The 16,173-nt window shown below is 69.1% G+C and carries 12 protein-coding genes; all 12 read right to left on the bottom strand.

The window, feature by feature from the left end; all coding sequences use genetic code 11:
- Positions 1-105: 105 nt before the first annotated feature.
- Positions 106-921: a carbohydrate ABC transporter permease gene (locus tag NFU81_RS19050; protein ID WP_251491489.1), complete on the bottom strand. Its 816-nt coding sequence runs from the start codon at positions 919-921 to the stop codon at positions 106-108.
- Positions 918-1,826: a carbohydrate ABC transporter permease gene (locus NFU81_RS19045; protein WP_251491516.1), complete on the bottom strand. Its 909-nt coding sequence runs from the start codon at positions 1,824-1,826 to the stop codon at positions 918-920. The genes NFU81_RS19050 and NFU81_RS19045 overlap by 4 nt, the downstream gene beginning before the upstream one ends.
- A gap of 112 nt (positions 1,827-1,938) precedes the next feature.
- Entirely contained in the window at positions 1,939-3,267 is a 1,329-nt protein-coding gene (locus NFU81_RS19040; protein ID WP_251491488.1) for a sugar ABC transporter substrate-binding protein, read from the bottom strand.
- Positions 3,268-3,393: 126 nt separating this feature from the next.
- The gene (locus NFU81_RS19035) at positions 3,394-4,122 is read right to left on the bottom strand and encodes an alpha/beta fold hydrolase (protein ID WP_251491487.1); all 729 of its coding nucleotides are present in this window, start codon (positions 4,120-4,122) and stop codon (positions 3,394-3,396) included.
- A gap of 128 nt (positions 4,123-4,250) precedes the next feature.
- On the bottom strand, positions 4,251-6,971 hold the full coding sequence (locus NFU81_RS19030) for a helix-turn-helix transcriptional regulator (protein ID WP_251491486.1): 2,721 nt from the start codon (positions 6,969-6,971) through the stop codon (positions 4,251-4,253).
- 244 nt (positions 6,972-7,215) lie between these two features.
- Positions 7,216-10,059, bottom strand: coding sequence for an ATP-binding protein (locus tag NFU81_RS19025; protein ID WP_285833819.1), 2,844 nt, complete (start codon positions 10,057-10,059; stop codon positions 7,216-7,218).
- 160 nt (positions 10,060-10,219) lie between these two features.
- Entirely contained in the window at positions 10,220-11,452 is a 1,233-nt protein-coding gene (locus NFU81_RS19020; protein WP_251491485.1) for an MFS transporter, read from the bottom strand.
- Between the two features lie 146 nt (positions 11,453-11,598).
- Positions 11,599-11,940: a GNAT family N-acetyltransferase gene (locus NFU81_RS19015; RefSeq protein ID WP_251491483.1), complete on the bottom strand. Its 342-nt coding sequence runs from the start codon at positions 11,938-11,940 to the stop codon at positions 11,599-11,601.
- A gap of 97 nt (positions 11,941-12,037) precedes the next feature.
- Positions 12,038-12,775: a YoaK family protein gene (locus NFU81_RS19010; RefSeq protein WP_251491481.1), complete on the bottom strand. Its 738-nt coding sequence runs from the start codon at positions 12,773-12,775 to the stop codon at positions 12,038-12,040.
- Complete coding sequence (locus NFU81_RS19005; RefSeq protein WP_251491479.1) at positions 12,756-13,274, bottom strand: DoxX family protein; 519 nt, start codon at positions 13,272-13,274, stop codon at positions 12,756-12,758. Before NFU81_RS19005 ends, NFU81_RS19010 begins: the two co-directional genes overlap by 20 nt.
- A 44-nt stretch (positions 13,275-13,318) precedes the next feature.
- Positions 13,319-13,981 carry a hydrolase gene (locus tag NFU81_RS19000; RefSeq protein WP_251491477.1) on the bottom strand — a complete coding sequence of 221 codons (663 nt, stop codon included), beginning with the start codon at positions 13,979-13,981 and terminating at the stop codon, positions 13,319-13,321.
- Between the two features lie 124 nt (positions 13,982-14,105).
- Complete coding sequence (locus NFU81_RS18995; protein ID WP_251491512.1) at positions 14,106-15,986, bottom strand: amidohydrolase; 1,881 nt, start codon at positions 15,984-15,986, stop codon at positions 14,106-14,108.
- Positions 15,987-16,173: the final 187 nt, after the last annotated feature.

The following is a 16,173-nucleotide window of genomic DNA, read 5'->3' as shown; positions in this document are numbered from 1 at the left end:
TCGCGGTGAGGGGCGATGACCGGCTCTGGCCCTTCGACGGCGGTTTCAGCGGCTGAACCGTCTGCGGGTCGACTGCAGACGGGACGGAGACGGGATCGCCTCTTACTACTTGACGGCTCCACTGGTGGCGCCGAAGGCGAAGTAACGCTGGGCGACGGCGAGCAGTACGGCGGCCGGGATGGACGCCAGGACGGCGGTGGCCATGACGGCGTTCCACTGGTTCGTGTGAGCACCCATGTATTCGTAGATGCCCAGGGTGATCGGCCGTACGGTGTTTGTGGTGGTCAGGGTGAGGGCGAAGAGGAAGTCGCTCCAGGTGAAGAGGAAGGTGAAGACGGCTGCAGTGACCAATGCGTTCCTGCTCACCGGGAGGACCACAGAGCGGAAGACGCGCAGCCTCCCGGCGCCGTCCACTCGCGCGGCCTCGATGATCTCCCTGGGAATGCTCTGCATGAACGCACGCATGATGATGATCGCGAAGGGTACCGCGGCGGTGGAGTCGGCGAGGATCAGTCCGAGGTAGGAGTTCAGGAGTCCCAGGTCGTTGTAGGCGCTGTAGAGCGCGTTGGCCACGACGATGCCAGGCACCATCTGTGTGATCAGGACACCGAACAGCACGAGGTTGGTTCCTCGGACGGGGGAGTGGGCCAGCGCGTAGGCCGCCGGGGCGGCGAGCCCGAGGCTGAGGGCGACGCTGCCGAGGGCCACGACGAGGCTGGTGACGATGTTGCGTCCCTGATCGCGGAGCGCGGTGGCGTAACCGCTGAAGTCCGGATGGAGGGGGAACCAGCCTCCCTGCAGTGTGTTGCCCGCGGGCTGGAGGGAGGCGTTCACCATCCAGTAGACGGGAAACATCATCACCGCGACCAGGCCGATCCCGATGATCGTGGAGGGCCAGCCACGGTCGGGTGCGCGCTTCACGCGACCGCCTCCCAGACGTTCCGGGCGCGACGGTTGGCGCGCAGGTAGACGAGGGCGAAGGCCAGCGAGATGACCACGAGTACGTTGCTCATCGCGGCGCCGCGCCCGAACTCGAACTGCTGGAAGGACAGTTCATAGGATTGAGTGGCGATGGTCTCCGTGGCGTTGGCCGGTCCTCCGCCCGTCACCACGAGGATGACGTCCAGCACCTTGACCGTGTAGACCACGCCCAGCACCAGCACGACGCCCACCACGGGCCGCAGCAGTGGCCAGGTGACATGGCGGAACGACGCCACGGGGCCGGCGCCGTCCAGTTTCGCCGCCTCGTGAAGATGCGCCGGGATGTCCTGCAGGCCGCCATACAGGATGGTGGCGTTGAAGGGGATTCCGACCCAGATGTTGACGAGGATCACCGACGCGAGCGCCTGCGAGGTGCCGGTGAGCCAGGGGATGCCGGACGACGAGAGATGGAGTCCGCGCAGCGCGTTGTTGACGACTCCGGTGTCGGGGTCCAGCATCCACTTCCACGTCGTTCCGGAGACCACCAGCGGCAGCAGCCACGGCAGCAACAGGAGCCCCCGCAGAACGCGGCCGAGCGGGAAGCGGCGTTGGAAGAACAGGGCGAAGGCCAGGCCCAGCACGAACTGCCCGAATACGGAGCCGGCGGTGAACAGAACCGTGGTCAGCAGGGCCTTGGGGAACAGGTCCGACGAAAGCACCTTCGAGTAGTTCTGCAGCCCCGCGAACGGCGCCGAACCGGTGTAGAACGTCGTGGTCGTGTACTGCTGGAAGCTCATCACGAGGTTCTTGGCGATCGGGTAGCCGAAGAACAGCAGCAGGTATGCAGCGGCGGGCACGATGAACATCCACTGGGCGAGCCGCTCCCAACGGCGTGCCCGGATCAGTGCCCTGTCCTTGCGGTGCTTGTCGTCCTCCTCCGCCGCGCCGGTGACCGGCGCCCCCGCGGCGACAGCCCCGTCTTCCGCTCCGGTGTCCACCCGGAGGGTCGGGCACCGGTCAGGAACCGGTCGCGATCCGCTGCGCATGCTTGAGCGCCTCCTGCGGTGTCTGCTCACCGGTCAGCGCGGACTGGACCGCGGTGTATATCCCGGTCGCTGCCTCGGGCCACTTGACGCCGAGTCGGCTGGTGCGGGCCCGGGCCGCTTCCACGCTCTCGACGAAGGCAGCCATCGACGGGACCTGCTCGGCATACTGGGCAGCCGCCGCTGGGCGGGAGGGCACGGTGAAGTGCTGCTCGGCCAGCGTGAGCATGTTCGTGGAGTCGTTCAGGCAGGCGAGGACCTGGGCGGCCTTCTCCTGCCTGGCCTTGGAGTTATTCTGAGGGACCGTCCACACCTCACCGCCGAGGGGTGTGACAGGAGTCTGCCCCGCCTGCGGGACGGGGATGGTGGCCACCCCCCAGTGCAGGTTCTTGTCCTCGTTCAGGGCGGGGATCCGCCAGGGCCCGTTGATCATCATCGCCGTCCTGCCGGCGACGAACTGATCATGGACGTCGGCCTGTGTCCAGTTCAGCACGGACTTCGACATGGATCCGCTTTTCACCAGGTCGACCCACAGCTGGAGTGCCTGCGCGGCCTGCGGGGTGTCCAACTGGCTCTCGTCCCCGCCGTTGGACCACAGAAAGGGCAGGAACTGCCAAGTGCCCTCAAAAGTGGCGTTGGCGTCGACCGCCATCCCGTAGCGCCCCGGGCGGGTCAGCTCGGCCGCCGCAGCCTGCAGTTCGGCCCAGGTCCTCGGAACGTCGACACCCGACTCGGCAAGCATGTCCTTGTTGTAGAAGAGGGCGATCGTGCTGACATCGGGCGCCAGTCCGTACACCTTTCCCTCGTAGGTGCCCGCCGACAGGATGCCCTTGGCAAAGCCGCTGGAGTCGATGCCGTACTGGCCCAGCGGTGTCAACGCGCCGGTCTGCGCGATCCGCTGCAGGTCCGGGTTGTCCAGCATCAGCAGGTCGGGAAGGGTCCGCGACGACGCCTGCTGAAGGACCTTGGGGACGAGCGAAGCCCCCGGAACGCTCGTCTGCTCGACCGTTACGCCGGCGGTCTTGCCGCAGGCGGTGAGTAGATCGCCCCATTGGGTGTGTTCGGGATCGTCGGTGTAATAGTCAAGGACGGTGATGGAGGTGACCTTGCCTGTGGCGGACCCGGGACCGGTTTTTCCACCGCACCCGGTGACGGCAAGCAAGAGAGCGACGCTTCCTACCCTCAGGCAGGCGGCGATCCGCTGCGCCCGGGGCATGGCTGATGAGATCATGGAGGTGCCTTTTGCCGAGGAACGTCGGTTCGGCGGAGTCCGGTGTGCCATCAAGACGGTCCATTCCGGCATCTTCCGTTCGAACGTATGTTATAGGGTCCCGGTGGTCGATGGCAGGGGTCCTCGGAAGATCGCTTTCGCAGAAGACAGCAGTGGCGCGGGCTGCACGAATATCCTTCGGTGGCCTCCTTCACCTGTTCAGACGGGTTGCGGAAGCCGGTCGCCGTCATCGCAGCCATTGCCCTGTTCTGCGGCCTCCCGGATCATCGCCACCACCGCGCCGGGCTGTGACAGCACAACGGCATGCGACCCGTCCAGCACGTACTCGGTGGCCGCCATGCGTTGCGCCATGAAGCGCTGAGCACTGGGGCTGAGCATCCGGTCGGCGGTCGCGATGGCGTACCAGGACGGCTTCGAGGCCCATGCCGGCGTGCCCGATCTACTGGTCAGGGCGCCGCAGGCGATCGGGCGTTGCGCCACGGACATCACATTCCTGGCGCGGGGCGCCAGGTCGGTGGCGTACACCAGCGGGAACCGATCCTTATGGACGTACATCTCGCGTTCCGAGCCGCTGGAAGACTGGGCGGGGAGGGCGGCGGTGACGGTCGCGTCGGCCACCGGAACGGGGGCAAAGCGGTTCGTGATGTCCATGACGCACTCGCCCTCGTCGAGGCCGAACGCCGCGACATAGCACAAGGCCACGACGTTGTCCCCGTCGGTAGCGGCGTGCGTGATGACCGCGCCACCGTAGCCGTGGCCGACCAGCACGACGGGGACATCGATGTCGCGCACCACGCTCCTGACGTAGGCGGCGTCCTGCGGCAGGCCGCGCAGCGGGTTCGCCGGAGCGCACACGGTGAATCCGGCGGCGTGCAGAAGGCTGATGACCTCCGCCCAGGACGAGGCATCAGTGAACGCTCCGTGCACAAGCACGATGGTCGGTGGTACGCGGGTGGGCCTGTGCATGCAAGTGACCTCCGACTGAGTGTGGGATGCCCCCAGCCAAGGGCATCCAGGTGTGGCAGGGCATCGCGTGAACGTACCAACCGGTCCGCTCAGCAGTCGGGCAAGGCCGTCACCAGGTTCGCAAGCTGAACACGCGAGTTGACCGAAAGTTTGTGGAAGACGGAGGTCAGGTGAGTGTTGATCGTGTGAGGGGAGACGACGAGCAACTCGGCGGCCGACCGGTTGGTGTGGCCCTCGGCGACAAGGTGCGCGATCCTCTTCTCCGAGGCCGTGAGGGCCTCCCATCCCTGCACGGGGCGATCGGGGGTCGCTGCCCTGCGGCCGCCGTTCCCGGCACCGTCCAGATCACGCTGTACGTGTGCCACTGCGGCGTGGGCGCCTGACGCGGCGAACATGCCGCGGGCGTGCGTCAGCGCGGCCACTGCCTCGGGTCTCCGGCCGGCTGTCAGGAGTGCCTGTCCGAGATCGGCGTAGGCCGTGGCCCTGACCAGCGGGCGAGGGCTCGCCTTGAGCAGTTCCACCGAGTGTTCGAGCATGCCGAGATCGTTTTTCACCAGTCCCAGGGACTGTGCCGCGATCCCCAACGCGGTGGGCACGGCCGGGTTGCGTTCGGCATGGGCTTCGGCCTGTGCGGCCAGGTCCTCGGCGAGTGTGCGGTCCGCGCCTCGCAGGGCTATGCGTATCGCGCAGTCCACCCGGGTGCGCAACAGCCGCCAGCGCATGAAGGAACCTTCCAGCTGTACTTGCCGCACCTTGTCGACGGCCAGGCCGATGTCCCCGTCGGCCTCGGCGTGGACCGCTTCCAGGAAGCGCACCGCGGCTGTGTTGCCCGGGGTCGGTTTGGCCGCCAGTCTTTGCTGCGCTGCGGCCAGGTGCTGTCGCGCCGCTGTCCGATCGCCGCGCAGAAGGGCGATCGTGGAGCGGATCACCCGGGCGTTCACCTGCTGGACGGGTACTTGTACGTCGTCTTCCAGGCGCTCCATGGTCGCGAAACCGGCGTCGGCGTCGTCGAGGTGGCCGAGTCCCAGATCGTGCCCGCCCTGCGCCCACAGCATCATTGCCTGACGCATCGCCCTGGCGTTGTCCGTTGCGCGCAGGAGCAGTCGTTCGCTGGACTCGAAGTCGTCCACGTGCTGGTGTGCCACGATCTCTTCGGGAAGGAAGGCAGGATCGACGGCGCTGAGCGCGTCGAAACGTTCCAGCGCGACGGCGTTCTCGCCCGCGTTCTGCGCGATTTCGCCGAGCCCGAACAGGGCCAGGAGGCGCGACTCGCGGTCACCGGCCGCGGTGGCGGTACGCAGCGCGGCCTCGCCGGCCTCACGCGCTGCGACAAGATCGTTGTCCCGGGACAAGGCCAGCGCACGCAGTGCGGCCAGCCTCGCCTCGATCTCCGGGGCGGCGCCTCCTATGGTGAGGGCCGTTTCGGCCCGGCGGCGCAACTCGTCGGTGAGATCCATGTTCCACAGCGTCTCGCCGAGGGCGGCCTGCAGCCGGCTGAATGTCTCCAGCGGTGGTCGGCAGGCCAGCAGCCGGTCGCCGGCCGACAGCGCCTCGCGGTTCCTGCCGGCACGCGTCAAGCAGAGGATCGCCTGCTCACCCACTGCGAACGTCAACGGCTGTGCGGACGGCACCAGTTCCAGGGCACGCGTCATCAGGTCGGCCGCGAGGCCGGGCGTGACCGGCAGTACGTCGTCAGCGGCTCGACGCAGCAGCGCTACGGCTTCCTCGTCTCGGGGCAGGGCTCCCCGGAGGATGTGCGGCACCACGTCGATCGGCTGGTGGCCCGCCGAGACCAGGCGCCGGGCAGCGTCCCGGTGCAGGGCCTTCCGGGCTGACGGCGGGATGTCGGCGTAGACGGCCTGGCGCAGCAGATCGTGCCGGAAGACCAGATGGTCGCCGTCGTCGTCCAGGAGCCCGGCGCGCACGGCTTCCTCGAGCGCGGCGATCAACGTGGCGGTCGATTGGCCGCAGAGCGCGGCGGCGTCCTGGAAGCCGAACCTGCGTCCCAACACCGCCCCCATCTGGAGGAAGCGCAGCGTTCTGGGCTGCAGGGACCTGAGTCTGCCGCGCACACCCACCACGAGCCCTTCGGGCACCAGCCCGTCCGGTGTGGTCCGCACTCCCGCGAGCATCTCGACCGCCAGAAACGGGTTCCCGCCGGCTCCGTCGAGCAAGTCCCGTACCTGCCCGTCAACCGCTGCCCCGAGTTCGTCGCCGGCCAGCTGGTCGATTGCCGCGCCGGACAGCGGCCCCAAGGGCACAGTGACCGTCCTCAGGTTGCCGATCGAGGCCGCGACGACCTCGTCGGCCGGACCGGCGGGCTCACGTCGCGCGGTCAGCATCCACAGGACTGGCGAGGTCCGCAATCGTGTCGGAAGCTGTTTCAGGGCAAAGCGGCTCAGCGGGTCGGCCCACTGCACGTCGTCCAGGGCGATCAGCACCGGCATGCTGCCTGCTCTGTTCTCGATTGCCTCCGCCAGGCGCTCCACCAGCCAGATCCGCTGATCGTGTTTGCGGGGGAGGTCGACAAAGGCGTCGCCGGACAGGAGCGGTTGATCGCCGTGCAGGATGCAGGCAGTCAACGACGAGAGCGGCACGATGTGATGCAGCTCATCGGCCTTGCCGAGGGCGACCGAGAATCCCGCTGTCGCGGCCCTGGCGACGACCTCGGAGAGGAGCGTCGTCTTGCCGATACCCGGTTCCCCCTGGATCAGCACCAGGCCGCCGCTTCCGGTGTGGGCCACAGACGCAATCAGCGCCTCCAGCTCTTCGAGCTCCGCCTCCCGGCCGCGCAGACCGCTGCGGGTCACCGATCCGCCTGATCCCGCCACTCATGCCCCCTCCCGCCCGAACCGGCCGGCGAGGCCTGGCTCAGCCCATGCCGGAGGACGACTGCGTCGCCTGCCGGTGCCTGAGGTCGTATTTCCGGAGGGACCGGGCAGACGCGTCGGGCAGTACATCCCAGTCCGGTCTTGAGAATCCTGCCAACGAGCCATGCGCGCGCGCATCACACGTGTCCGGCTGATCGCCCGGGGGGCGTGGGATGCGAAGCCTTCACTGTCCGTGTTCGCGGGCATCCACCAGGCGGGCGAGTTCGACCCGGGAGGTGATGTCGAGTTTGGTGAACGCGTGCCGCAGGTGTGAACTCACGGTGTGTGGTGAGATCGCGAGGCGTTCCGCTGCCTGGCGGTTCGTCAGCCCCTGCGCCACCAGACGGATCACCGCGACCTCGGAGGCGGTCAGCTCGGGCCACACCTTGACGGCCCCCTTGGATGTCGCGCGGCGCCTGGGCGCCCCCATGGCCCGCAGGCGGCGCCGTACGCGTGCGGCGTCCCGCTCGGCGCCGGCCTGGGTGTAAAGGTCGAGTGCCTTGTCGAGGTGGGGCACGGCATGGATGGCGCGTCGTGCGGCCAGCCCGCGCCCGGTGTCTTCGAGCGCCGAGGCCCGCGGAAGCAGCCGGGGGATACCGTCGTACAACTCGACGGAGCGCAGGAGGAGGGCGACGTCGTTGTCGAGCAGCCCCCGGGCGTGCGCGGCTGCCGCTGCCAGGATCGGGAACTGCGGGTTGCTGGCTGCGCGGCGCTCCGCCACGGCGACACAGGCCGCGGCACGCTCAGGTGTACCCGCCCGCAGGGCCATGCGGACGAAGACGGGCGCGTCGGCCGGATCGTCCGGGCTGGCCAGAGAGGGACCCTCCAGGTCGAAGGTTCCGAAGGATTCGTCGAGGAGCGTCATGGCCGTACCAGGATCGTCCTCGGCGTCCGCCACGAGCGCCAACAGCCAGGAGCCGACGTTGCGTACGAGGATGGCCGGGTCGTTCAGCATTCGCTTCACATCGGTCGCGTACGCTCTCGCGGCCGTCAGGTCGTTCGTGTGCAGAGCGGCGCGTACCAGCGTGTAGAGGAGGGTGGCGTCGGCGAAGTTGCCCATGCCCAGCTCGTCGGCCATCGCGGACGCGGCCTCGGCCTCGGCACGTGCGTCTTCCAGCTGACCCGCGTCCAGCAGGACTCGGGACCTGTTCATCATCCACATGCCCATCGCCGCGGCCTGGCCCTGCCGCTGCGTCTCGCGGATTCCGGCCTCGGACTCCGCCAGCGCCGCGTCCGGGCGGCCTGCCGCGTTCAGCAGGAACGCCTTCCACAGAGCCTCCGGCACCCACAGCGAATGCTCGATCCCGACTTCTGCCGCCAAGGCGGCGCCCCGGTCCGCCTGAGTGAACGCGCTGCGGAAGTCCGTCCGGTAGAACTGCACGACCGAGTCGACGGCGATCGCCGTGGCCTCGGCGACCCTGTCCTGCGCATCCGCAGCGGCCTCGATCGTAGCTGTGACTGCTGCGGCCGTCGCCTCGAAGTCCCCGACCATGGACAGATTGAGGCACTGCAGCGCCAGCAGTTGGGCCCGCAAGGAGGGAGGGATGCCGGGTAGGGCGGCTCCGGTACCTGCTTGGCGCGCGGCCTCTGTGAAGTCGTACTGGCTGGATACGCGCGCCACGCCGAGCCGCACCCGCGCCTCGGCCTCCGGCGGCATGGTCCCGGGCAGCGCGGTCGCGGCAAGCGCGCGGGCCTGTGCGGCCTGGCCGGTCTGCCAGAGAAGCAACATCGTCTCGGCCATGATCTCCGGCCGGCCCGGGGCTTGCTCGGCGGTGAGTTCAAGGGCCTGGCGGCTGAGTTCCACCGCCGACGAAGGCGCGGATGTCGTGAGTTCGGCCGCGGCGGCCCGCAGTAGTTCCACGGCCTTGCGGTCGCCCGGCTCCGCACTGTCCACGAGCAGGGCGGCCGCCTCGGTCACCGGTGCCCCGCGCGCCACCAGGAGGTCAGCGGCATGGCATCGCAGAGCACGGCGTACGGACACGGGCAGGCTGCCCTCGACGGCCTCGCGGATCAGGTCGTGGCGAAACAGCAACCGGCCGTCCCGTTCGACGAGCAGATGAGAGTTGAGTGCCTCCTCCACCGGTGCGATCAGCGCCGCCGTCGGTTTGTCGAGCAGCTCGGCCAGGAGGCCGATGGTGATCGTGCGGCCCACGGCGGACGCGGTCTGCACGATCTCACGGGTCGGTTCGGAGAGCTGGTCGAGACGCTGTCGTACGGAGGTCTGGAACCGAGCCGGAAGACGTCCGCCCTTCAGACGGGCGACGTCGTTCTCGACGATCACCGAGTCTTCGTCACGCATGCCGCGGAGCAGCTCCACCAGGAGCAGGGGTACGCCCTCCGCGCGCCGGGCGGCGTTCAGCGTCGCGGAGTCCGGAGCGGCTCCGAGTACGTCCTCGGTGATCTGGGCGACCGCGGCGTCGGCAAGCGGCCCGATCCGGAGCCGATGGGCGCCGGCCTGATCCAGTCGGGCGAGCGTCGTGAGCACGCCGGGCGTCCTGGTACCGCTGCGGACAGCAACCAGCCACAGGATCGCGTGGGAGGACAGCCGGGCGGAGAGCGTGTGCAGGGCGAGGAGCGTCACATCGTCCAGCCACTGGACGTCGTCCAGGGTGATGACCAGCGGATTGTTGAGTGCCGCCTGCTCCAGCCGGTCCTGCAACTCCTGCAGCAGCCAGAACCGCTGCTCGGGCGCGGCCGCGAGGTCACGCAACTTGTCGGCGCTGAACAACGGCTCGGGGCCGCTCAGCAGACCGTCCAGCAGCGGGCCCAGCGGGACGAACTGACCGTCAGGGTCCGCACCTCCCCGGAAGACCTTCAGTCCGCGGAACATCGCGACGGCCTGTGCCTCCGCCAGGAGACGGCTCTTGCCGCTGCCGGGTGCGCCTTCGACGCACACGATGCCACCACGGCCCTGAGCCAGCGCGGCGAACCTCGCGCTGATGAAGTACAGCTCCTCGTCCCGGCCCCGTACCGGGGGCTGTACGTCGCCGGCTCCGTCGGTCGCGAACGGGGGCTGGAATCGGTCCAAGGTGGTCCTGTGCGCGTGAGTGCCGGAAGGCGACGGAATGTCTGGAACCGGCTGAGTGCCACAGTGTGGCATGTCCGTTCCGCCGGATAACAGCACCGTCCCACCACGCGAGATGCACCTCTCACCTGCTATTTGATCCGGGCCGGGGCGTCTGACGACCTTACGGGCTCGCTGTGCCCGGCCCCGCCGCCGCACGCTGTCCGGTTTCGGTTGTCCAGTAGAGGAGGGCGACGACGGGGAGGGCGGCGCCGAGGGCCGTGAGGGCGGTCCAGCCTCCGGAGTGGTAGACGACGGAGCCGAGCTGGGAGCCGACCGCGCCGCCGGCGAAGAACGTGGCGATGAAGACGCTGTTGAGGCGGGCGCGCGCGGCGGGGTCGAGCTGGTAGATGGTGTGCTGGCCGAGGATGAGGGTGGTCTGTACGGCCATGTCGATGAGGATCGCGGCCAGCGCGATAAGTACCACGCTGTGTCCGCCGAACCCGGCGAGCGCGAAGGCCAGGGAGGTGACCACGAAGGCGATGCCGGTCATGGGGCGCAGGAGCCCCCGGTCGGCCCAGTGCCCGGCGAGCGGGGCGATGGCCGCTCCGGCGGCGCCGACGAGGGCGAACACGCCGACACCGACCGGGGAGTAGTGGAAGCGGGGACCGGTGAGGACGAAGGAGACCGTGGTCCAGAAGGCGCTGAAGGCGCCGAACATCGCCGCCTGGTAGAGGCCGCGGCGCAGTAGCGCAGGGTGTGTGCCCACCAGCCGGGCGGTGGAGCCCAGGACCTGGTGGTACGGGATGGTGGTGGTGGGCGCGTGCTGGGGCAGGGCCGCGCGCAGGGCCACGGCGAGTACGGCCATCAGAGCGGCGGAGCCGAGGAAGACGGTGCGCCAGCCGGCGAGGTCGGAGACGAGGCTGCTGAGCGTGCGGGAGAGCAGGATGCCGGTGAGCAGGCCGCTCATGACCCGGCCGACGATGCGCCCGCGGGCGTGGTCGGGGGCGAGGCTGGCGGCGAACGGCACGAGGATCTGAGCGACGACCGAGGTGGCGCCGCTGATCAGGGAGGCGATCAGCAGCATGGGGAAGCTGGTGGCGAGGCCGGCAGCCACGAGGGCGAGGGTCGTGACCGTCAGCAGGGCGGTGATCAGGTTGCGCTTTTCCAGCCGGTCGCCGAGTGGGACCAGGAAGATCATGCCGATCACGTAGCCGACCTGGGTGAGTGTGATCAGTGTGCCGACGGTGGCCGTGCTGGTGTGGAAGACACCGCTCAGCGAGGACAGCAGGGGTTGGGCGTAGTACAGGTTGGCGACGGTCATGCCGGAGGCGACGGCCAGGAGCGCGACCAGCCAACCCGGCACGCCGTGCTCACGGGCCGTCGGCGAGGCCCGGAGTTCGGAAGATGCGGACATGCGTACCTTCTTGACGGGGTGAGCCGGGAGACCGGCGTGGGCGGAAGCGCTGTGGGGCAGCCGGCGGTTTCTTCGGTGCCGTCACGCGGGCACAAGCGTGGATCTGACCCTCAGCGCTTCCTCGTCGGAGGCGGTGCCGCGGGACGTCAGCGCGCCAGCACGGTCTCCAGCCACTGCAGGACTTCCGGGGTCACAGGCTCGGCTATGTCGGCGAATTCGTCGTGCTTCTTGAGGAACTTCGCCACATAGGGGCAGACCGGCACGATGCGCTTCCCGGAGCGGCGTACGTCGGTCAGGGCCTCTTGGACGAGGATCGACGCCAGGCCCTGCCCGGCGAAGGCGTCGTCGATTTCGGTGTGGTGGAAAACACGCCGGTCGTGGTGGTCGCGGTACGCGGTGAGGCCGGCGATTTTGCCGTCGACCATGATTTCGTACCGGTGCTTGGTGTCCACTCGCCGGACGGTCGGGGCGGTGGCGGGCTGTGTCATCGTGTGCCTTTCGGTGGCGCCTGCGGTTCTTGCGTGGCGCTGGCAACCGGCGGGGGCAGGCGACGTCAGCCGCAGTCGCCCGCACCCCGCGCGGGGCTCAGCTCGTCGGCGGTGCCCAGGAGGCATCGGGGGTCGCGAGACGGTAGGTGGTCACCGCGGTGACCAGGAGCAGCAGCAGGGCCAGTCCAAGGGCCGCCGTCAGCTGCCCGTGCAGGACGAGTTCCGCGCCGGCCAGCGCGCCGAGGAACATCGCCAGCACGGCCAGGACCCGTCGGCCGGGCCGTGGTGCCGTGCCTCCGGCCAGAGTGGAGTCGGCCGCGAGTCCGGTCAGGGTGAGGGTGAGCACGGTGGTGGTCATGTCGGGGACGCCGAGGCGCCGTGCAACGGCGTTCTGCAGCCCCATGCCCAGGCCCAACAACACGATCAGGGTGTACTGGACGGTCGTGGTGACCCGGCCGTCGGTGACGGCCGCGAAGATGGTGGCCGCGGAGGCCAAGGCCGTCTGGACGCCCGTGGACACGGCCAGCAGCCGCCCGCGATGGGCCGCGAGGCGGACGGCGACGCGGCCTCCTGAGAGTGCGCCGGCCAGGAATGCCGCCAGCGACACGACGGACGCCAGGGCGGACAGCCCCTGGGCTCCGGCCAGCGCGAAGCCGAGGAAGACCACATTGCCCGTCATGTTGGCGACGAAGACATGCCCGAGCCCGAGGTAGGTCACCGCATCGACCACGCCGGTGACCACGGTCAGCGCCAGCATCAGCGGCGGCAGCGGGCCGTGCCGGTCGGCACGGGGCGGCACGAGGGTGCGGGCCGCGTCAGTCAGCAATGCGCGCATGGGCCACGACCTTTCGAGACGGGCGGTGCAGGAGTACGCGCGTGAGCAGCCCGCTCGCGAGGCCGAGCACGATCGTCGCGACCGGGAGCCACACCGGCCAGGAGTTCAAGCCGACCGCGTGGTCGGCGGACCAGCGGCCGGGGCCCGTGAGGGACAGTGCCCCGGTGACGACGACCACCACCAGGGGGTACTCATAACCGTCGTTCTGCACCCACAGTCCATTCCGCCACTTGACGGTGATCGCGACGGTCATCACACCGATGGCGACCATGGCCGCCATCGGTGTGAGTGCCCCGAGAACCAGGAACAGGCCAGAACCGATCTGGCCGGCACCGGCCGCCCCTGCGGTGAGCGAGCCTCCGCGAAACCCGTCGTGGCGGAACTCCTCGATTCCACCTGTCCAACCGTGGCCTCCGAGACGGAAGCTCACCTTCTGAACTCCGTGGCCGGCGATGAGCAGGCCCATCGCCACCCGGAGGACCAGTAGCCCGGTGTCCATTGCTGTCGTTCCTGTTCCTGGGTCTCAGTCCCGTGGGGAGGGGGTCAGCCGGCGGCGTGGGCGCCGATGATGGCCTGCGCGTAGACGATGCCGAGGCCGTAGGCGCCGCCGTGCTCCTTGACCACTTCGGTGACCGGCACGTAGGTCTCCGTGCGGGCCCAGTCCCGCTGCAGCTCCAGCAGTACCTGGACCCAGGTCACCGGTACGGCACCGGCCTGGACCATGCGCTGGATCGCGTTTTCGTGTGCCTGCGGGCTGACACCGCCGGACGCGTCCGTCACCACATAGACCTCGTAGCCCTGGCCAAGGGCGGAGAGCGCGGGCAGAACGATGCAGACCTCGGTCCACAGACCGGCGAAGACGAGCTTCTTGCGACCGGTTGACTTGACGGCTTCGACGAAGGCGACGTCCTCCCAGGCGTTCATCGTGGAGCGATCGATGATCTCGTTGTCGGGGAAGACGGCCGGGATCTGCGGCATGATCGGGCCGGAGAAGGCCTCGGCGGCCACAGTGCTGAGAACGACCGGGACTTCGAAGACCTTGGCTGCCTTCGCCAGGCCCACGGTCGCGTTGACTATCGCGGTGCGGTCGCCGCTTCCGGTGCCGAAGAACATCTGCGGCTGGTGATCCACGAACAGGATCGCGCAGTTGTCCGGGGTGAGCAGCCCGGGGGCGGGGGTTGCGGTGACGTCAGCGATGTCGACCATGAGAGAGAACCTTTCGTGAACGGTGAAGCGGACTGCTGTCCGCGGTGCCACGGGGAGCGTCCGGTGGAAGGACTCGGGTGGGTGCGCCCGGGCAGGGGGCTCTGAAGGGCCGCCTACCGGGAGTTCAGGGGGAGAAGCAGGGATCGAAGAACGTGCGCGAGGCGTCCGGGGCGAGGCCGCGTCGGGCACGCCACAGGAGGTGCTCTTCCGACTCGGCGATGGCCTGGCCGAGCAACTCCGCCTGGCGGACGCCCGGCAGGCCCGACCGAGGGCTGGACCGGTAGCCGCCGAATTGCGCGACGGGACTCCATGAGGGGCTGATGGCGGGCAGTTCTTCGTCAAGGCCCTCGTACTCGGCGGCGGCGTGGACTATCCGGCCACCGACGACGGTCAGCACCGACTCGATATGGGGGATGTCCTGCTCCGGCACGGTGAAGTAGTCGTCGGACAGGATCGCCAGGTCCCCGAGGAAGCCGGGTCGCAGGATGCCCTTGACCTCCTCCTCGCCGGTCAGCGCGGCACCGGCCTTTGTGTACATGGCGAGTGCGGTTTCCCGGTCGACACGGTTCTGCGGCGGCCGGAGGACGGCGCCGCCGAGCGTACGGCCGGTGACCAGCCAGTGAAGGGCGACCCAGGGGTTGTAGGTGGACACCCGGGTGGCGTCGCTGCCGGCGCCGACCGTGAGCCCGCGCTCCAGCATGGCCCGCACCGGGGGAGCCTCCGCGGCGGCGCCGAGGCCGTACCGCCGGGTGAACGCCTCGCCCTGGAACGACATCCTGTTCTGCACGGACATCGCCCCGCCGAGGGCCGCGACACGGTCGAGGCTGTCCCGTGAGACGGTCTCGGCGTGGTCGAACAGCCACCTGTTCCCGCCTGGGAACAGCCCTTCCGCGGCGAGCTTCTCGAACACCGCCAGGTCGCGCCTGATGGTCTCGTCGTAGGTCGCGTGCAGGCGGAAGCCCCAGCCGTGCTCCATGAGGAGGCGGACGGCCTTCTCGAACTCGGCCTCGTAGTGGCGGCCCAGTTCGGGGCGGGGCTCGGCGAAGTTCTCGAAGTCGGCGGCGGCCCAGATCAGATTCTCACCGGCGCCGTTCAACCGCAGCCACTCGTCCCCGTCCTCGGGGCGCACCATCTCGATCCAGCGGGCCAGGTCGTCGAGTTCCTGGCCGGGGGTCTGCGGGAACAGGTGGTAAGCGATGCGCAGCGACAGCAGGCCCTCCTGGGCCAGCTCGGTCACCACGCTGTAGTTGTCGGGGAAGTTCTGGAAGCCTCCGGCAGCGTCGATCGCGGAGGTCAGCCCGAATCGGTTCAGCTCGCGCAGGAAGTGCCGGGTGGAGGTCTTCTTGTCCTCGTCCCCAAGCGTCGGAGCCTTGGCGAGAGTGGAGTAGAGGACCAGCGCGCTCGGGGCGGCCAGAAGCATGCCGGTGGGCTCGCCGCCCCTGCCGCGTACGATCTGTCCCCCTTTGGGTTCAGGAGTGTCCCTGGTGTAGCCGACGGCCTGGAGCGCCGCCCGGTTCAGGATCGCCGTCTGGTACAGGTGCAGGACGAACACGGGGGTGTCCGGTGCGGCTGCGTTCATCTCTGAGGGGGTGGGCAGCCGCCGCTCGGCGAACTGCTCGGCGGACCAGCCGCCCACCACGCGCACCCACTGGCCCTTGGGGGTCCTGGCCGCCTGCTCGCGCAGCATCGCCAGGCCCTGGCGCAGCGATGTCACGCCGTCCCAGCGCAGTTCGAGGACGTAGTTCAGGCCACCCCGGATCACGTGCAGGTGGGCGTCGTTGAGGCCGGGGACCACGCGTCGGCCCAGGGCATCGACGACAGTGGTGGCGGGGCCGACGAAGGGAGCGATGTCGGCGTCGTCACCCACGACCGCGACGCGGCCGTCGCGGATGGCGAGAGCTCCGGCATGCGGGCGGCTGCTGTCTCCGGTGTGGATCTTTGCATTGCGGACGATTACGTCAGCGGCATCGTCGGCGGCGCGGGGAATCAGCCCGCCGACCGGCATCGTAGGCACCTCGAAGGACTCCTCATGGCGATGGCGGATTCCCATGGAATTCCGGGTTCCGGCATGTGCGGATGGCGGTGGTCGAGCGGGCTAAACAGGGATGGACGGGCCAGGTCGCCCGTTGGAGCACCACGTTAGGGCTCCCGGAATTCACCTGTTGCCTGGCGGCGCATAGCCATCAGTCCGG

The sequence above is a fragment of the Actinacidiphila cocklensis genome, assembly GCF_907177275.1.
Classification (GTDB): domain Bacteria; phylum Actinomycetota; class Actinomycetes; order Streptomycetales; family Streptomycetaceae; genus Actinacidiphila; species Actinacidiphila cocklensis.
Note: the sequence above shows the minus strand (reverse complement) of the source record. Positions and strands in the feature narration are given on the sequence as shown.

Coding starts and splice junctions, on each gene's coding strand:
- NFU81_RS19010 (WP_251491481.1), bottom strand. CDS start 12,775: ATGCGCGCATTGCTGACTGACGCGGCCCGCACCCTCGTGCCGCCCCGT.
- NFU81_RS19020 (WP_251491485.1), bottom strand. CDS start 11,452: ATGTCCGCATCTTCCGAACTCCGGGCCTCGCCGACGGCCCGTGAGCAC.
- NFU81_RS19015 (WP_251491483.1), bottom strand. CDS start 11,940: ATGACACAGCCCGCCACCGCCCCGACCGTCCGGCGAGTGGACACCAAG.
- NFU81_RS19040 (WP_251491488.1), bottom strand. CDS start 3,267: ATGCCGGAATGGACCGTCTTGATGGCACACCGGACTCCGCCGAACCGA.
- NFU81_RS19005 (WP_251491479.1), bottom strand. CDS start 13,274: ATGGACACCGGGCTACTGGTCCTCCGGGTGGCGATGGGCCTGCTCATC.
- NFU81_RS19000 (WP_251491477.1), bottom strand. CDS start 13,981: ATGGTCGACATCGCTGACGTCACCGCAACCCCCGCCCCCGGGCTGCTC.
- NFU81_RS18995 (WP_251491512.1), bottom strand. CDS start 15,986: ATGCCGGTCGGCGGGCTGATTCCCCGCGCCGCCGACGATGCCGCTGAC.